Raw genomic sequence first — 17,668 nt, 5'->3', positions numbered from 1 at the left:
TGCTTGACGAGTGCAGAGACTCGTTAACCACGCACGGGCGGCGAAGCCGCCTACAGCCCGGCGGCGGTAGCGAGCTCGGGCAGGTACTCCCGCGGCTGCCCGAACAGCTGTGCACTCCCGTGCGCACGTTTGAAGTACAGCTGCGCGTCGTGTTCCCACGTGATCGCGATGCCGCCGTGCAGCTGGATGGCCTCGGCCGCGACGTGCTGCAGCGCCTCCGAGCAGTACACCTTCGCGATGACGGCGTCCTCGTGCGTCCCCGACAGCGCCGCGGCGTACGACATGGACCGGGCCGTCTCGACGAGGGCGTACATGTCGGCCATGCGATGTTTGAGCGCCTGGAACGACCCGATGGCCCGTCCGAACTGCTTGCGCGACTTCGCATACTCGACCGTCTGCTCCAGCGCCGCGGACGCCGCGCCCACCTGTTCCGCCGACAATGCGATCAGCGCGACCGTGCGCAACTGCTCGACGAGGTCGGTGGGGGAAACGAGCCTGCGCGCCGCGACTCCGTCGAAGACCACCTCCGACAGCGGACGCGTCGGGTCCATCGCCGGGACACGGCGACGCGTCACGCCGTCCGCCGCCGCGTCCACCTCGAACAGGCCTTCGGACGTGAGAACCAGCAGCACGTCCGCGACGTCACCGCCGAGCACGTACGACGCCGTCCCCGACAGCGTCTCTCCCGACGCGGTGACCCCGAATCCGGACCAGCCGTCCGCGTCTGCCCAGCACAGCGCGGCCACCGAGCCTGCCGCGATGCCGGGCAGCAGTCGGGCACACGCGTCGTCGTCCCCCGACAGCACCAGCGCCTGCGCGGCCAGCACGGCGCTGCCCAGCATCGGCGACGGCGTCAGCGTGCGGCCCAGCTCTTCCTGCACCACATGGACTTCCAGCAGCGACGCCCCGACGCCGTCGTACTTCTCCGGCACGGCCAGCGCGGCGACGCCGATCTGCTCGCACAGCTTCGACCACAGCGTGTCGTCGTAACCGTGGTCGGTGGTGATCGCCCGGCGGACGGCGGCCGAGTCGGAGTGCTTACCCAGCAGATCCCGGACCGACGACCGGAGCGCGGCCCGCTCCTCGTTGTCGAAACTCATGACGCCTCCACGAGCGAATCGACGACGCGACCGCGGTGGAACGCCGGCGTTCCCCAGGCCGTGACCAGCGCCCGGACCTTGGTGAGCCACAGCGAGAGGTCGTGCTCCTGCGTGTACCCGATGGCACCGTGCACCTGCAGCGCCACCCGCGCGGCCCGGTACGCGGCATCCCCGCACGCGACCTTCGCCGCCGAGACGTCCCGGGAACTGTCGACGGACCCGTCCCGCACCGACAGTGCCGCACCGTGCAGCAGCGGCCGCGACATCTCCAGCCCGACCGCGACCTCGGCGAGGTGGTGTTTGATGGCCTGGAACTGCCCGATCACCTTGCCGAACTGCTTGCGCTGCTTGGCGTAGTCGGTGGTGACGTCGAGCAGGGTCTGCCCGAGTCCCTGCAGCTGGGCGGCGGTGGCCAGGGCACCGAGCTCGAACGCGGGCGCGAAGTCGACGTCGCCCAGCGTGTCGCCCGCGGTGAGAGGGAACAGCCGTCGCGACTGATCCACCGAGTTCTGCGCCGCCCCGGTCCGTCCGAGGCTCACCGTCGCGCCGTCGACGAGCAGAACCAGGTCGGCCGAGTCGGCATCGACGGCGAACGGCACGTGCGGGGCGGCGGCGACCGTGGCGAGGGAACCGGAAGCCAACGCCGCCAAGCGGTCCGGGGCCACCTGCGCGAGCAGGGCCGGCGCGACCGCGACGGTTTCGGCCACCGGCCCGGGAACGGCATGACGTCCGAGTTGTTCGACGGCCACGACGAGGTCGACGGCGTCCGCGCCCAGTCCGTCGTGCTCGTCCGCGATGAGCAGTCCGTTGACGCCGGTCTCGGCGAGACGCTGCCACACCTTCAGGCCCGGGCCCGTGTCGCCGGTGTTCCACGACCGGATCACCGACGGCATGTCGGCCTTCGACAGCAGGGCGTCGATGCTGGACGCGAAGTCCTGATGGGAGGAGTCGAGTGTGAATCTCATCGATCCGCCTTCGGTAGGCCGAGCAGCCGCTCGGCGATCACGTTCTTCTGAATCTCGTTGGTGCCGGCGTAGATCGGACCGGACAGGGAGAACAGGTAGCCGTCCGTCCAGTTGTCCGCGAGCTCCGCCGAGGCGCCCTGCAATTCGAGTGCCGTCTCGTGGGTGGCGATGTCCCACTCCGACCAGAACACCTTGTTGATCGACGATTCGGCACCCAGTTGCCCGCCGTCGGCCAGTCGGGTGACGGTGCCGAACGTGTTCAGCTGGTAGGCGCGGGCGCCGATCCAGGCGTCGGCGACTTTGTTTCGCAGGGCCGTGTCGTCGGTGCGTCCGCTGTCCCGGAACAACTCGACCAGCCGGTCGACGGTTGCGAGGAAGCGGCCCGGGCTGCGCAGCGACAGTCCGCGTTCGTTGGACGCGGTGCTCATCGCCACGCGCCAGCCCTCGTTCACGCCGCCGATCACTCCGGACTCGCCGGGGTTCGCGGGGTCGTCCGGGATGAAGACGTCCTCGAGGAAGATCTCCGCGAAACCGGGCTCGCCGTCCAGCTGATCGATCGGGCGCACGGTCACACCCGTCGAGCGCAGGTCGAACATGAAGTAGGTGATGCCCTTGTGCCGCTGGGCGTCCGGGTCGGACCGGAACAGCCCGAAGCCCCAGTCCGCGAAGCTCGCCCGCGAACTCCACGTCTTCTGCCCGTTCAGCACCCAGCCACCGTCGACGCGCCGGGCCGTGGACCGGAGCGACGCGAGGTCGCTACCCGACTCCGGCTCCGACCAGGCCTGCGCCCAGATGTCGTCGGCGCGGGCCATCCGCGGCATGATCCGGGCCAACTGTTCGGCGTTCGCGTGCTCGAACAGCGTCGGAGCGAGCAGGAAGATGCCGTTCTGACTGACGCGTCCGGGCGCACCCGAGCGGTAGTACTCCTCCTCGAACACCACCCATTCCAGCAGCGACGCGTCCCGTCCGCCCAGTTCCTCCGGCCACGACACCACCGACAGCCGGGCGTCGGCGAGGGTGCGTTCCCACTCGCGGTGCGCCTTGAAACCCTCGGCGGTGTCCATCGACGGCAGCGGCTCGGCGGGAACGTTGTCGCGCAGGAACGTTCGGACCTCCTCGCGGAAGGCGACGGTGGCGGCGTCGAACTCGAGATCCACTTATTTCGCCCCTTCGTTCGAGTTGCGTGCACTGGCCGCCATCGACTTGGCATCCATGCCGCCGAGCGGATCGGTGTCGATCTCGGCGTTGTGCGCGTGCGCGAAGTGGTGGAGGCCGAAGACGGAGTCCATGCCGTTCCGCATGCCCATCTGGTCCTCGCACTGGTTGACGGCCTTCTTGGTGAGCGCGAGACCGAACCGGGGCATGGCGGCGATGCGTCCGGCGATGGCGAGGGTCTCCTGCTCCAGGTCCTCGCGGGGAACGACACGGTTGACCATGCCCACCTCGTACGCGCGCTGCGCCGTGAACCGGTCGCCGGTGAAGAGGATTTCCTTCGCGAACCGCGGTCCGAGCATCCACGGATGCGCGAAGTACTCGACCCCCGGAATACCCATACGTACGACCGGATCGGAGAAGAACGCGTCGTCCGAAGCGACGATGAGGTCGCACACCCACGCCAGCATCAGGCCGCCGGCGATGCAGGCGCCCTGGATCATCGCGATGGTCGGCTTCGGGATCTCGCGCCAGCGACGGCACATCCCGAGATAGACCTCCATCTCGCGGGCGAACCGCTGGTCGCCACCCGGCTTGTCGACGTGGTCCCACCACATCACGGCCTTGTTGTCGTAGTGCACGTGATGGTCGCGGCCAGGGGTGCCGATGTCGTGCCCGGCGCTGAAGTGCTTGCCGTTGCCGGCGAGGACGATCACCTTCACGTCGTCGTCCTCGACCGCGCGCTCGAACGCGGCGTCGAGGGCGTACGTCATCACCGAGTTCTGGGCGTTGCGGTAGTCGGGGCGGTTGAGCGTCACGAATGCGACACCGTCACGCACCTCGTAGGTGACGACGTCACCCTCGTCCGGAACCGTCATTTCTTCTCCTCACGCAGAACGTTTTTCATGACCTTCCCGGAGGGATTCCGGGGGAGGGAGTCGACGAAGCGCACCGACCGGGGCACCTTGAAATTGGCGAGTCGCTCCTTGCAGAACGCGACCACGTCGTCCTCGGCGAGCGTGACGCCCGGCTTGGCGACCACGTAGGCCCGTCCGACCTCGCCCATCCGCTCGTCGGGAACACCGATGACGGCAGACTCCGCGATGCCGTCGAGTCGGGCAAGGGCGTTCTCCACCTCAGCGGGATACACGTTGAAACCGCCGGAGATGTACATGTCCTTGAGGCGGTCGGTGATGTCGACGTAACCGCGGTCGTCCAGGGTGCCGACGTCGCCGGTGTGCAACCAGCCGTCCGCATCGATGGTCTTGGCGGTCGATTCGGGGTCGTCGAGGTAACCGAGCATCACGTTCTCGCCGCGTACCAGGATCTCGCCCTGGTCGCCGATCCGGACCTCCATCCCGGGGATGGCGCGGCCCGACGTGGTCGAGACGGTCACCGGGTCGTCGTCGGTCCGGCACATCGTGACCACCACCGCCTCCGTCTGACCGTAGGCGGTGAGGACGGCGTCGAAACTCAGCTCCGACTGCATCCGTTCCACCAGGGCGACCGGCACCGCGGCCGCGCCCGTGATCGCGACCCGCAGGCTGGACAGGTCGTACTTCGGCCGGTCGGGGTGGTCGAGGATCGACTGGAAGATCGTGGGGGCGCCGGGCAGCACGGTGATCTGCTCGTCGTGCACGGTCGCCATCACCCTCGGCACGTCGAACACCGCCATCGGCACCACCGTCGCCCCGTTCAGCAGGCACACCAGGAACCCCGCCTTGTATCCGAAGGTGTGGAAGAACGGATTGATGATCAAGTAGTTGTCGTCGGAGGTGACCTCGGCGCACTCGCCCCAGGCCTGCGCGATGCCCACCGACTGCCGGTGTGCACTCATCACGCCCTTGCTGCGGCCCGTGGTGCCCGACGTGAACATGACGTCGGAGACGTCGTCGGGGGAGACGGCGGCCGCTCGGGCGTCGGCCTCGGCGCGGGTGTCCTCGTCCGCGAGTGCGAGGAAGTCGTCGAAGGCGAAAACGCCGGGCAGCTCGACGTCGCCGCCGTCGACCGGAACCCGGACGACCGTCGGCAGGTCCAGGGTGCTCGACTCGTCGCGGAGTGTCGCGTACCGGTCGGTGCCCAGGAAGTTGCCCGCGACCACCAGGGCGGTGGTCTTGGTGCGCTCGAGAATGTCGAGGGCCTCGGTGGCCGTGTACCGGGTGTTGATCGGGACGAGGGTCGCACCGGCGTAGTGGATGCCGAGCGCCGCGACCACCCAGTGATACGTGTTGGGCGACCACACCGCGACGTGGTCGCCGGGCCGCACGTCCTGTGAGCTGAGTGCTGCGGCGAAATCGCGGACACGGTCGTGCAGTTGTGTGAAGGTCAGACGGACGTCGCCGTCCGCCACGGCTGTGAGCTCGCCGAATTCGCGTGCGGCCCGTTTCAGGGCGGACGGGGTGGTTGTCGGTTGTTCGGTCACTGGGCTCCCTACCTACCTAGCAAGTGCTTGGTAGGTTATCTTACAGACGTGGACCAGAGCGAGAGCCCGGACGGGCTGATCACCGACGACGACTTTGCGCAGACCGTCAGGACGTGGCTGAACGACAATCTCACCGGCGACTTCGCCCGGCTGAAAGGCAAGGGCGGCCCCGGCAGCGAGCACGAGTTCTTCGAGGAACGGCTCGCCTGGGACCGTCATCTCGCCGCGGCGGGATGGACCTGCCTCGGCTGGCCGAAGGAGCACGGCGGGCGCGGAGCCACCCTGGCTCAGCAGGTGGTGTTCCATCAGGAGTACGCGAAGTCGGGGGCGCCGGCGCGGGTCAGCCACGTCGGCGAGGAACTGCTCGGGCCGACGCTCATCGCGTTCGGCACCGAGGAACAGAAGCGTCGCTTCCTTCCCGGAATCAACACCGTGACCGAACTGTGGGCGCAGGGCTACTCCGAACCTGGCGCCGGTTCCGACCTCGCGAACGTATCCACCACGGCACGCCTCGACGGCGACAAGTGGGTGATCAACGGGCAGAAGGTGTGGACGTCGCTCGCGCACGTCGCCCAATGGGCGTTCGTCCTCTGCCGCACCGAACCGGGATCCAAGCGGCACCAGGGCCTGAGCTTCCTGCTCGTCCCGCTCGACCAGCCCGGCGTCACGGTCCGGCCCATCCAGCAGTTGACCGGCACGTCCGAGTTCAACGAGGTGTTCTTCGACGACGCCGTCACCGACGCGGATCTGGTGGTCGGGGAGCCGGGCGACGGCTGGCGGGTCGCGATGGGTCTGCTCACCTTCGAGCGCGGCGTGTCCACGCTCGGGCAGCAGATCGGTTTCGCCCGCGAACTGCAGGGCGTCGTCGACCTCGCGAAAGCGAACGGCGCGGCGACCGACCCGAACATCCGGGAGAAGATCGCCCGCGCGTGGGTCGGGCTGCGGGTGATGCGGGCACACGCCCTGCGCACCCTGGAAGCGGTCGACGCCGGGACCTCCGGCGCGGAGGCGTCCGTCGCGAAGCTGCTGTGGGCCAACTGGCACCGCGACCTCGGCCGGCTGGCCATGGAAGTGCAGGGCGCGGCGTCGCTGCTCGCCCCGGCCGATCCGTCGCTCGACGTCACGGACCCCGAACATCTGGAACTGGGCGAGTGGCAGCGACTGTTCCTCTTCACCCGCGCCGACACGATCTACGGCGGATCCAACGAGATCCAGCGCAACATCATCTCCGAGCGCGTGCTCGGACTCCCCCGAGAGGCCCGTTCATGACTACTACTCCACTCGCCACCGCGCCCGTCGAGACCCCGGGACACGATCTTCTGAAGGGTAAGAAGGTCGTCGTCACCGCCGCGGCGGGCACCGGCATCGGCTACGCGTCCGCGCGGCGTGCCCTGCTCGAGGGCGCCGACGTGCTCGTGTCCGACTGGCACGAACGCCGGCTCCTCGAGACGAAGGAGAAACTTGCCGCCGAGTTCCCGGGACAGGTGGTCGAGGCGCTGACGTGTGACGTGTCCAGCACGGAGCAGGTGGACGCGCTGATTTCCGGGGCGGCCGATGCGCTGGGCCGGATCGACGTCCTCGTCAACAATGCCGGACTCGGCGGCGAGACCCCGCTCGTCGACATGACGGACGAGGAGTGGGACCGCGTCCTCGACATCACGCTGAACGGAACGTTCCGGGCCACCCGCGCGGCCCTGCGCTACTTCAAGGGGGTCGAGCACAACGGTGTGCTGGTCAACAACGCGTCCGTCCTCGGGTGGCGGGCTCAGCACTCGCAGGCGCACTACGCGGCCGCGAAGGCCGGAGTCATGGCGCTGACCAGGTGCAGCGCGATCGAGGCCGCCGAATACGGGGTCCGGATCAACGCCGTCGCGCCGTCCATTGCGCGGCACGCGTTCCTCGCGAAGGTGACCAGCGAGGAACTCCTCGACAAGCTGGCGTCCGACGAGGCGTTCGGCCGCGCCGCCGAAGTGTGGGAAATCGCCGCCACCATCGCCGTGCTCGCCAGCGACTACACCACCTACCTCACCGGCGAGGTCGTGTCGATCTCGTCGCAGAGGGCGTAGGCGGCTCCGCCGCCCGTGCGTGGTTGACGAGTGTCTGGACTCCTTAACCGCGCATGGGGCCGAAGGCCCTAACAAGCGCTTGGTTGATAGGATGTGACGATGACGCCACCCCCCGCCGACGACACGTCCGGCAAGTCCGGACGCCGCACCGAACTCCTCGACATCGCGGCCACCCTGTTCGCCGAACGCGGCCTGCGGGCCACCACCGTGCGCGACATCGCCGACGCCGCGGGCATCCTGTCGGGCAGCCTGTACCACCACTTCGACTCGAAGGAGTCGATGGTCGACGAGATCCTACGGGGCTTCCTCGACGACCTGTTCGGCAAGTACCGCGAGATCGTCGCGTCCGGACTCGACAGCCGCGCGACCCTCGAAGCGCTGGTCACCACGTCGTACGAGGCGATCGACGCGTCGCACTCCGCGGTCGCGATCTATCAGGACGAGGTGAAGCACCTCGTCGCGAACGAGCGCTTCGGGTACCTGTCCGAACTGAACACCGAATTCCGCGAGCTGTGGATGGGTGTGCTCGAGGCGGGAGTGACGGACGGCAGCTTCCGGTCCGACATCGACGTCGAGCTCGCCTTCCGATTCCTCCGCGACACCGCCTGGGTCGCCGTCCGCTGGTACCGGCCCGGTGGCTCGGTGACGGTCGACACCGTCGCCAAGCAATACCTTTCGATCGTCCTGGACGGACTTGCGAGTCCCCATAACTGACTAGGAGTTTCACATGACCGAGGCCTACATCGTCGACGCCGTTCGCACACCGATCGGCAAGAAGAACGGTGGCCTGTCCGGCGTGCATCCCGCCGACCTGGGTGCGCACGTCATCAAGGCCGTCGTCGAGCGCACGGGCATCGACCCGGCCGATGTCGACGACGTCATCTTCGGTTGCGTCGACGCGATCGGCGGACAGGCGGGAAACATCGCCCGCACCGCGTGGCTGGCTGCCGGCTACCCGGAAGAGGTCCCGGGGGTCACGGTGGACCGGCAGTGCGGGTCGAGCCAGCAGGCCGTGCACTTCGGTGCGCAGGCGATCCTTAGCGGCACCGCCGACCTGATCGTCGCCGGCGGTGTGCAGAACATGAGCCAGATCCCGATCGCCTCGGCGATGGTCGTCGGTCAGCAGTACGGGTTCGACACCCCGTTCGGCGGGTCGACGGGCTGGACGGAACGCTACGGCGACCAGGAGGTGTCGCAGTTCAACGGCGCCGAACTGATCGCGGACAAGTGGGACATCAGCCGCGAGGAACTCGAGCGCTGGGCGCTGCAGAGCCACGAGCGGGCGCGGACGGCCATCGCCGAAGGTCGCTTCGACCGCGAGATCGTCCCGTTCGGTGACGTGACGACGGACGAGGGTCCCCGCGAGACCAGCCTCGAGAAGATGGCCGCGCTGAAGACCCTCACCGAAGGGGGTCGTCTGACGGCCGCGGTCGCGAGCCAGATCTCCGACGGTGCGAGCGCGGTGTTGCTGGCCTCACCGGAAGCGGTCGAGCGGTACGGCCTGACGCCCCGGGCCCGCATCCACCATCTCAGCGCCCGCGGCGCCGACCCGATCTTCATGCTCAGCGCCCCGATCCCCGCCACGCGCCGCGCGCTGGAGAAGACGGGCTCGAGCATCGACGACATCGACCTGGTCGAGATCAACGAGGCTTTCGCGCCGGTCGTCCTCGCATGGATCAAGGAGATCGGCGCCGACCCCGCGAAGGTCAATGTCAACGGCGGCGCGATCGCCCTCGGCCACCCACTCGGTGCGACCGGCACGAAGCTGATGGCCACACTCCTCAACGAACTCGAGCGCACCGGCGGACGCTACGGCCTCCAAACCATCTGCGAGGGCGGCGGCACAGCCAATGTCACCATCATCGAACGCCTGTGAGTATTTACTAACCGCCCGCGGTTAATAAATACTCACGGGCGCGAAGCGCTACGCTCGAATCACAGGTGACGAGTCCTGAACGGGGCCGTGATGCACGAGTTGGCAATCACCCAGAGTGTCGTCGACGCCGTCTGCGAGACCGCCGCGGGACGGACGGTCCACAGTGTGCGTGTGCAGGTGGGGGCGTTGACGGCCGTGGTCGCCGATTCGATGCAGTTCTGTTTCGAACTGGTCACCGAAGGGACCGTCGCGCACGGTGCCCGTCTCGACATCGACCACACCCCGGGCGGTGCGCACTGCCGTGAGTGCGGCGAGGATTTCGCGCTCACGGACCTGGTGTTGCTGTGCCCGTGCGGAAGTGCGGACGTGGAGGTCACGTCGGGTCGGGAACTACGAATCCTCTCGATGGAAGTGAGCTGACGCAAATGTGTGCCACCTGTGGATGCGGAGACGAGACCGGAACGAGGATCACCGTGCCCCACGAGCACCCGCACGACCACGAGCACCCACACGACCACGAGCATCCGCACGACCACACGCATCCGCACGAGCACGACCACCCCCACACTCACGAACACCCCCACGAGCACGCGACCGAGACGGTCACCCTCGAGCAGAAGGTGCTGGCGAAGAACGACCTCACGGCGGAGCGCAACCGGGGCTGGCTGGCCGGCCGCGGGGTGCTCGCCCTGAACGTGATGAGCTCGCCGGGGTCGGGGAAGACGACGCTTCTCGAACGCACGATCGCCGACATCGGTGGGCAGCGACGGGTCTCGGTGGTGGAGGGCGACCAGGAGACGATGCTCGACGCCAACCGCATCAAGGCGACGGGATGTGCTGTGGTGCAGGTGAATACGGGAGCCGGGTGTCATCTCGACGCCGAGATGATGCGGGACGCGCTGACCGCCCTCGACCCCGAGCCGAATTCGCTGCTGTTCATCGAGAACGTGGGGAATCTCGTCTGTCCGGCCCTGTTCGATCTCGGTGAGAAGAGCAGGGTGGTGGTGATCTCGGTGACCGAGGGGACGGACAAGCCGCTCAAGTATCCGCACATGTTCGCGGCGGCGAACCTGGTGATCGTGAACAAGGCGGACCTGTTGCCGTACGTGGACTTCGACGTCGACCTCTGCACGAAGTATGCGCGGTCCGTGAACCCCGACCTTCGGATGATCACGCTGTCGGCGACGACGGGTCAGGGCATTGCGCAGTGGTACGACTGGATTGCGAAGCAATGACGCCACTACACGACGGGGTCGAACTGCGCGGTGCGACGCGCCGAGGACCGTTGACATCCGCTCGGCGGCGGAGCTAAATAAATATCAGCGCCACACAGGTGGGCCGACGGTCGACTCCGGTGGCGACAGGAGTTGTGTTCACTCCGGAAAGCGACCTGATATGCCGACACAGGAAGCAATCAACGCCGAGGACACCCTGATTCACGTGCTGTGGATCAATGCGGGACTCAGTTGCGACGGCGATTCGGTGGCCTTGACGGCTGCGACGCAGCCCAGTGTCGAGGAGATTGCTCTGGGAGCCCTGCCGGGTCTGCCCAAAGTGGCCGTGCACTGGCCGCTGATCGACTTCGAGAACGGCCCGGAGGGCGGCGCCAACGACTTCCTGGAGTGGTTCTGGAAGGCGGATCGCGGCGAACTCGAACCGTTCGTGCTGGTGGTGGAGGGTTCCATCCCGAACGAGCAACTTCACGACGAGGGTTACTGGTGCGGTTTCGGCAACAACCCCGAGACTGGCCAGCCGGTGACGACGAGTGAGTGGCTCGATCGTCTCGCTCCGAAGGCGACGGCGATCGTCGCGGCGGGGACGTGCGCCACGTACGGCGGTATCCACGCGATGGCGGGCAATCCGACCGGTGCGATGGGCGTTCCCGATTACCTCGGCTGGGATTGGAAGTCGAAGGCGGGCATCCCGATCGTCTGCGTTCCCGGTTGCCCGATCCAACCGGACAATCTGTCGGAGACGCTGACGTATCTCCTCTACATGGCGACCGAGCAGGCGCCCATGATTCCGCTCGACGACGCCTTGCGTCCGCAATGGCTGTTCGGGGCCACGGTGCACGAGGGCTGCGACCGCGCCGGCTACTACGAGCAGGGTGACTTCGCCACCGAGTACGGCTCACCCAAGTGCATCGTGAAGCTGGGGTGCTGGGGCCCTGTCGTCAAGTGCAACGTCCCGAAGCGGGGCTGGATCAACGGTGTCGGTGGGTGCCCGAATGTGGGCGGTATCTGCATCGGGTGCACGATGCCGGGCTTCCCGGACAAGTTCATGCCGTTCATGGACGAACCCCCGGGCGGCAAGATCTCCACCGCGGCGTCCGGACTGTACGGATCCGCCATTCGGAGCCTCCGCAAGATCACCAAGACCACCTTGGACAAAGAGCCGCACTGGCGCAGTCGCGGTACGAAACTGACCACGGGCGCCACACGCACCTGGTAGTCCCGCTCGGGGTCTCGGGCGGTAGTCCGCCGGCCTCGAACACTGAGAGGTACGTCGATGACAACGATCATTCCGGAACCTTCGCACAAGTCGGAATCCGACGGCCTGGTCGAGATGGCGTGGGATCCGATCACGCGCATCGTGGGCAGCCTGGGCATCTACACGAAGATCGACTTCAAGCAGAAGGAAGTCGTGGAGTGCCACAGCACCTCGTCGATCTTCCGTGGCTATTCGATCTTCATGAAGGGCAAAGATCCCCGCGACGCCCACTTCATCACGAGCCGCATCTGCGGTATCTGTGGTGACAACCACGCGACGTGTTCGTGTTACACCCAGAACATGGCCTACGGCGTGCAGCCGCCGCACATCGGCGAGTGGATCGTCAACCTCGGCGAGGCCGCGGAATACATGTTCGACCACAACATCTTTCAGGAGAACCTCGTCGGTGTGGACTTCTGCGAGAAGATGGTCTCCGAGACCAATCCGGGGGTGCTCGCGCAGGCCGAGAAGACCGAGGCGCCGCACGCCGGCGAGCACGGCTACAAAACCATCGCCGACATCATGCGGTCGCTCAACCCGTTCACCGGTGAGTTCTATCGGGAGGCGTTGCAGGTCAGCCGGTGGACGCGAGAGATGTTCTGCCTCATGGAAGGTCGGCACGTCCATCCGTCCACCCTGTATCCGGGTGGTGTCGGCACGGTCGCGACGATCCAGTTGATGACCGACTACACGACGCGTCTGATGCGCTACGTGGAGTTCATGAAGAAGGTCGTCCCCATGCACGACGACCTGTTCGACTTCTTCTACGAGGCCTTGCCCGGCTACGAGAAGGTCGGCCTGCGCCGGACTCTCCTCGGCTGCTGGGGGTCCTTCCAGGATCCCGCGGTGTGCAACTTCTCCTACAAGGACATGGAGAAGTGGGGACGGGCCATGTTCGTGACGCCCGGCATCGTGGTGGACGGCAAACTGATCACGACGTCCCTCGTCGACATCAATCTGGGCATCCGAATCCTGCTGGGCAGTTCGTATTACGACGACTGGACCGACCAGGAGATGTTCGTGAAGAACGATCCGCTCGGGAACCCGGTCGACCGCAGGCATCCGTGGAACCAGCACACCAACCCGCACCCGCAGAAACGCGACATGGAGGACAAGTACAGCTGGGTGATGTCGCCGCGATGGTTCGACGGCACCGACCACCTCGCGCTGGACACCGGCGGCGGACCGCTGGCCAGGCTCTGGAGTACCGCCCTCGCGGGCCTCGTCGACATCGGGTACGTGCAGTCGACCGGTCACAGCGTGAAGATCAACCTGCCGAAGACCGCCCTGAAGGGCCCGGTCGAGTTCGAGTGGAAGATCCCGCAGTACGGCAGCAACACGATCGAGCGTGACCGGGCGCGGACCTACTTCCAGGCGTACGCGGCGGCGTGTGCGCTGCACTTCGCGGAGAAGGCGCTCGCCGAGATCCGGGCCGGGCACACGAAGACGTGGGAGAAGTTCGAGGTCCCCGACGAGGGCATCGGCTGCGGCTTCACGGAGGCGGTACGCGGTGTCCTGTCGCACCACATGGTGATTCGCGACGGCAAGATCGCGAACTATCACCCGTATCCGCCGACCCCGTGGAACGCCAACCCTCGCGACAGCTTCGGGACACCGGGCCCGTACGAGGACGCAGTGCAGGGTCAGCCGATCTTCGAGGAGAACGACCGGGAGCACTTCAAGGGTATCGACATCATGCGGACCGTCCGCAGTTTCGACCCCTGCCTGCCCTGCGGTGTGCACATGTATCTCGGTGAGGGTAAGACGCTGGAGAAGCTGCATTCGCCCACCCAGTCCGTGACCGGCGAGTGACGAGGTACGCATGGAGAGTGGCGGATCGGAGACGTGGGGGAGTGACGAAGTAGGAGACGACCCCGATCGGTGGCGGACAGCCGGCGAGAGGATCGACAGCCTGTTGGACGCGAGTTCGACAGGGGGCTCGGTGGCACGTGATCGCGCCGAGCAACTGGTCCGTGAGGTGGTCGAACTCTACGGCGCCGGGTTGCAGCGCGTCCTCGAGATCATCGGTGACCGCGACGACGACCTCGTCGAGCGGCTCGCCGACGACGAACTCGTGGCCAGCCTGCTGCTGGTGAACGGACTCCATCCGCACGACGTCGAGACGAGGGTCGCGACCGCGCTCGACAGTGTGCGCCCCTACCTGGGCTCCCATGGCGGTGACGTCGAATTGCTCGGTGTGGTGGACGGTGTGGTGCGGCTTCGGTTGACCGGCAGCTGTAAGAGCTGTCCGTCGTCGGCGGTGACGCTGGAATTGGCAGTCAAGGACGCCGTACTGGCTGCCGCACCGGAGACCGTGGACATCGAGGTGGTGGGTGCCACGCCCGCCGCCGGATCCGGGCTGATCGCCGCGGAATCGCTGTTCTCCCATGTTCATCCGGACGGATCGGACGGGTCGAGCGGCACCGGGACGTGGGTGTCGGTGCCCGAACTCGAGGAGCTCACGCCCGGGGAGGTGGCGGGATTCTCCGTTGCCGGGTTATCGATTCTGGTGTGCCGGATCGGGGAGCAGTTGTTCGCCTACCGCGACCGGTGCGCCGCCTGCACCAACTCGCTGGCCGGGGCCACGCTGCAACGCAAGGCGGGTGGGCAGGTGGGAGACGCGGTGCTGCGCTGCCCGTCGTGCCGGGCGCACTTCGACCCGCGCCGGGCGGGCCTCCGCCTCGACGGTGACGCGGACGCCGAAACGCTGTCGCCGCTTCCGGTCCTCGTGCGTGACGGCGTCGTCTCCGTCGCGGTCCCGGCCGCGGAGGTGGCGTGATGAGCCCGTCGGGGAACGGACTGCGCATACTGCAGCGCATCGCGTCCGAGCGGCCCACACCGGTGGTCGGAGAGCGGTGCGACATGTGCGCCGTGCCCATCGCCGACGCCCATCAGCACGTCGTGAACGTCCAGGACAGGCAACTGATGTGCGTGTGCCGTGGGTGCTACCTGCTGTTCACCGACGAAAGCGCCGAACTGCGCTTCCGGGCCGTCCCGGAACGCTACCTGTCGTTCCCCGACTTCGAACTCGCACCGGGACGCTGGGACGAACTGGAGATCCCCGTCGGGCTCGCGTTCGTGTTCCGGAACTCCTTGCTGGGCAAGACCGTCGCGTTCTATCCCGGCCCGGCAGGTGCCACCGAGTCGGAGCTGCCACTCGACGCCTGGGACAGCGTCCTCGCGGCGAACCCGGCGCTCGGACGGCTGTCCGCCGACACGGAGGCGTTGCTGCTGCGGGTCCCGGAGCGCGGCGGCGGCGACCCCGAGTGTTACCTCGTCCCCATCGACGCCTGCTACCAACTGGTCGGCGAACTGCGGCAGGTGTGGCGGGGGTTCGACGGCGGCCAGGACGCCCGCCGGGTCATCGACACGTTCTTCGAGACGGTGCGTGCGCGCAGTCGCGTCGCGAAGGAGCCGACGTGACCGAGCTGTCGTTCCACGTGGAGGACGTGTTCCCGGAACCGTTCGCGGTTGCGCCGAATCTCACTGCGCGAGTGGAAGTGACGGAGTCCAGCGATGCCGTCGTGCACGCGATGGCCGTCCGGTGCCAGGTCCGTATCGACCCCCAGCGGCGCCGCTACACGGACGGCGAGGCGGAGGGCCTCCTCGACCTGTTCGGGCCCCGTGAGCGGTGGACGTCCACACTCAAACCGTTCCAGTGGATGCAGACCAGCACCGTGGCCCAGGGGTTCACCGGGTCCAGCGTGGTGGAGTTGCCGCTGCCGTGCACGTACGACTTCGAGGTGACGGCGTCGAAGTATCTGCACGCCCTGGACGAGGCCGGGTCGACGGTGCCGCTCGTGTTCCTGTTCAGCGGAACGGTCTTCACCCGCGGGGTCGCCGGTTTCGGTGTGGAACGGATCCCGTGGGACCGCGAGTCGACCTACGACCTGCCGGTGTCGGTGTGGCGCGAACTTGTTCAGGCGCACTACCCGAACACGGGGTGGGTGCGCCTCGACCACGACACCCTCGCAGCGCTGGCGCGCTACAAGGCGGCGCAGGGGCTGATCGGCCTGGACGTCGCCATTTCGGACCTGCTGCAGGGAGCCGGGGAGGTGATCGCATGATCTCCCCGGCGTCCCTGCAGCGAGTACGTGCCGTGGCCGACGCGGTCCTGTACGAGGGCTACCTGCTGTATCCGTATCGTGCGAGTTCGTCGAAGAACCAGTCGCGGTGGCAGTTCGGCGTCCTCGGACCGTCGGGTGCGGCCGAGTCGGGGATCGGCGAAGAACCACGCATGTCCTGCCAGACCCTGATGTGGGCCGGCGACGGTGCGGGGGTGAACGTCACCCTCCGATTCCTGCAGCTCCAGGTGCGCAGCATCGAACGCGCGGTCGCGGACTCGGCGGAGTTCGTTCCCGTCGACGAACTGACCGTCGCGGGCGCGAGCTGGCTCAGCTGGGACGAAGCGGTGGAGCGCGAATTCGATCTCGGCATCCAGCACCCCGCGCAGTGGCCGGGCGAACGCAACCTCGACGTTCACATCGACGGCGGCACCCAGGTGGAGGAACTGCGGGACGAGGACGGATCCCTCGCCGGCCGCGTGGTGCGCACCCGATGGCCCGCACACGCCGTCGTGACGGTGGGGAGCGACAGCGTCGACGGGCTGAACCGCGTGCGGGTGTCCGTCGAGAACACGACCACCGCGCAGGACGTTGCCGGCTGGGACAAGGACTCGGCGATCCGGCAGTCCCTGATCGGCGCCCACCTGATCCTGGCGGCCGAGAATACCGAGTTCGTCTCACTCCTCGAACCTCCCTCGGAGGCGGCGCAACTCGCGGGCACGTGCGCGCACGAACGGTGCTACCCGGTGCTGGCCGGGCTGCCGGGGGAGACGGACCTCGTCCTGGTGTCGCCGATCATCCTGTACGACCACCCGGAGGTGGCCGAGCAGAGCGACGGGGCACTGTTCGACGCCACCGAGATCGACGAAATCCTCACACTGCGCGTCATGACCCTCACCGAGGAGGAGAAGCGGCAGGCCCGCGCCACCGACCCGCTCGCCGCCCAGATCATCGACCGGTGCGAGCAGATGTCGCCGGCGACGCTCGCCCAGATGCACGGCATCCTGCGGGACCCGCACCTCCCGGACCCGCACCTCCCGGACCCGGGCCTCCCCGACATGGGGCTCGTCCCGGAACTGACCGACGACATGCCGTGGTGGGATCCGGACGCCGACACCGCCGTACGCCCGGACGTCGACGGCGTGATCGTGAACGGCATCCGGGTGGCGAAGGGCACCGTCGTGCGGATCCACCCGTCGCGGCGCGCCGACGCCCAGGACCTGTTCTTCGCGGGACAGCTGGCTCGCGTGGTGACCGTGCACGCCGACGTCGACGGTGGCACCCACGTCGGGGTCGTGCTGGTGGACGACCCCGCGTCGGAGTTGCACGAGTGGTACGGACGGTATCTGTACTTCGCCCCGGACGAGGTGGAGCCGGTCTCGGCAGACACCGGAAAGGATGGACAGCCATGAAGATTCTCGGAGAGATGACCACCGCGGCTCTGGCGTTGGTTGCGGTCGCGGGCGTCGCGGTCGCCGTCATCGCGATTCCCGATATCAGGCGATATCTGCGTATCCGGAAAATGTGAGACGC

Annotated in this window: 18 protein-coding genes; 13 read left to right on the top strand and 5 right to left on the bottom strand. The window is 67.4% G+C overall.

Features of this window, described 5'->3' with window-relative positions; genetic code table 11:
- Positions 1-50 precede the first annotated feature (50 nt).
- From OYT95_RS13865 to fadD3, 5 genes are read right to left on the bottom strand one after another with little or no spacing between them, the layout of a single operon-like run.
- Positions 51-1,100: an acyl-CoA dehydrogenase family protein gene (locus OYT95_RS13865; protein WP_112299628.1), complete on the bottom strand. Its 1,050-nt coding sequence runs from the start codon at positions 1,098-1,100 to the stop codon at positions 51-53.
- Positions 1,097-2,065 (bottom strand): acyl-CoA dehydrogenase family protein, encoded by a 969-nt coding sequence (locus OYT95_RS13860; RefSeq protein ID WP_268791724.1) that lies wholly within the window; start codon positions 2,063-2,065, stop codon positions 1,097-1,099. Before OYT95_RS13860 ends, OYT95_RS13865 begins: the two co-directional genes overlap by 4 nt.
- Positions 2,062-3,222 carry an acyl-CoA dehydrogenase family protein gene (locus OYT95_RS13855; protein ID WP_268791723.1) on the bottom strand — a complete coding sequence of 387 codons (1,161 nt, stop codon included), beginning with the start codon at positions 3,220-3,222 and terminating at the stop codon, positions 2,062-2,064. Before OYT95_RS13855 ends, OYT95_RS13860 begins: the two co-directional genes overlap by 4 nt.
- Positions 3,223-4,095, bottom strand: coding sequence for an enoyl-CoA hydratase (locus tag OYT95_RS13850; protein ID WP_005254492.1), 873 nt, complete (start codon positions 4,093-4,095; stop codon positions 3,223-3,225).
- A complete protein-coding gene (gene fadD3, locus OYT95_RS13845; RefSeq protein WP_037241820.1) occupies positions 4,092-5,639 on the bottom strand; it encodes a 3-[(3aS,4S,7aS)-7a-methyl-1,5-dioxo-octahydro-1H-inden-4-yl]propanoyl:CoA ligase in 1,548 nt (515 codons plus the stop codon). Before fadD3 ends, OYT95_RS13850 begins: the two co-directional genes overlap by 4 nt.
- A gap of 48 nt (positions 5,640-5,687) precedes the next feature.
- Between fadD3 and OYT95_RS13840 the strand changes: the two genes are divergently transcribed.
- From OYT95_RS13840 to OYT95_RS44680, 13 genes are all read left to right on the top strand, one after another.
- On the top strand, positions 5,688-6,908 hold the full coding sequence (locus tag OYT95_RS13840; RefSeq protein ID WP_268791722.1) for an acyl-CoA dehydrogenase family protein: 1,221 nt from the start codon (positions 5,688-5,690) through the stop codon (positions 6,906-6,908).
- Positions 6,905-7,705 carry an SDR family oxidoreductase gene (locus OYT95_RS13835; protein ID WP_037241813.1) on the top strand — a complete coding sequence of 267 codons (801 nt, stop codon included), beginning with the start codon at positions 6,905-6,907 and terminating at the stop codon, positions 7,703-7,705. Before OYT95_RS13840 ends, OYT95_RS13835 begins: the two co-directional genes overlap by 4 nt.
- Positions 7,706-7,804: 99 nt before the next feature.
- Complete coding sequence (locus OYT95_RS13830; RefSeq protein WP_037241811.1) at positions 7,805-8,419, top strand: TetR/AcrR family transcriptional regulator; 615 nt, start codon at positions 7,805-7,807, stop codon at positions 8,417-8,419.
- Between the two features lie 13 nt (positions 8,420-8,432).
- Positions 8,433-9,581, top strand: a complete 1,149-nt coding sequence (locus tag OYT95_RS13825) for an acetyl-CoA C-acetyltransferase (protein ID WP_268791721.1) — start codon at positions 8,433-8,435, stop codon at positions 9,579-9,581.
- A gap of 90 nt (positions 9,582-9,671) precedes the next feature.
- Positions 9,672-10,001, top strand: coding sequence for a hydrogenase maturation nickel metallochaperone HypA (hypA, locus tag OYT95_RS13820; protein WP_005244680.1), 330 nt, complete (start codon positions 9,672-9,674; stop codon positions 9,999-10,001).
- Positions 10,002-10,006: 5 nt separating this feature from the next.
- Complete coding sequence (hypB, locus tag OYT95_RS13815) at positions 10,007-10,816, top strand: hydrogenase nickel incorporation protein HypB (protein ID WP_268791720.1); 810 nt, start codon at positions 10,007-10,009, stop codon at positions 10,814-10,816.
- 160 nt (positions 10,817-10,976) lie between these two features.
- Positions 10,977-12,032: a hydrogenase expression protein HypE gene (locus OYT95_RS13810; protein WP_268791719.1), complete on the top strand. Its 1,056-nt coding sequence runs from the start codon at positions 10,977-10,979 to the stop codon at positions 12,030-12,032.
- Positions 12,033-12,089: 57 nt separating this feature from the next.
- Positions 12,090-13,883, top strand: coding sequence for a nickel-dependent hydrogenase large subunit (locus tag OYT95_RS13805; RefSeq protein ID WP_037241807.1), 1,794 nt, complete (start codon positions 12,090-12,092; stop codon positions 13,881-13,883).
- 10 nt (positions 13,884-13,893) lie between these two features.
- Positions 13,894-14,850 (top strand): NifU family protein, encoded by a 957-nt coding sequence (locus tag OYT95_RS13800; protein WP_268791718.1) that lies wholly within the window; start codon positions 13,894-13,896, stop codon positions 14,848-14,850.
- A complete protein-coding gene (locus OYT95_RS13795; RefSeq protein WP_037241805.1) occupies positions 14,850-15,494 on the top strand; it encodes a DUF5947 family protein in 645 nt (214 codons plus the stop codon). Before OYT95_RS13800 ends, OYT95_RS13795 begins: the two co-directional genes overlap by 1 nt.
- Positions 15,491-16,138: a DUF6084 family protein gene (locus tag OYT95_RS13790; protein ID WP_268791717.1), complete on the top strand. Its 648-nt coding sequence runs from the start codon at positions 15,491-15,493 to the stop codon at positions 16,136-16,138. Before OYT95_RS13795 ends, OYT95_RS13790 begins: the two co-directional genes overlap by 4 nt.
- Positions 16,135-17,547: a hypothetical protein gene (locus OYT95_RS13785; protein WP_268791715.1), complete on the top strand. Its 1,413-nt coding sequence runs from the start codon at positions 16,135-16,137 to the stop codon at positions 17,545-17,547. The genes OYT95_RS13790 and OYT95_RS13785 overlap by 4 nt, the downstream gene beginning before the upstream one ends.
- Positions 17,544-17,663 carry a DUF6893 family small protein gene (locus OYT95_RS44680; RefSeq protein ID WP_016884051.1) on the top strand — a complete coding sequence of 40 codons (120 nt, stop codon included), beginning with the start codon at positions 17,544-17,546 and terminating at the stop codon, positions 17,661-17,663. The genes OYT95_RS13785 and OYT95_RS44680 overlap by 4 nt, the downstream gene beginning before the upstream one ends.
- Positions 17,664-17,668 lie beyond the last annotated feature (5 nt).

Source organism: Rhodococcus sp. JS3073, assembly GCF_026810085.1.
GTDB classification, from domain to species: Bacteria; Actinomycetota; Actinomycetes; order Mycobacteriales; family Mycobacteriaceae; genus Rhodococcus_F; species Rhodococcus_F wratislaviensis.
The sequence above is the reverse complement of the archived record's forward strand: the minus strand, read 5'-3'. Positions and strand labels throughout refer to the sequence as shown.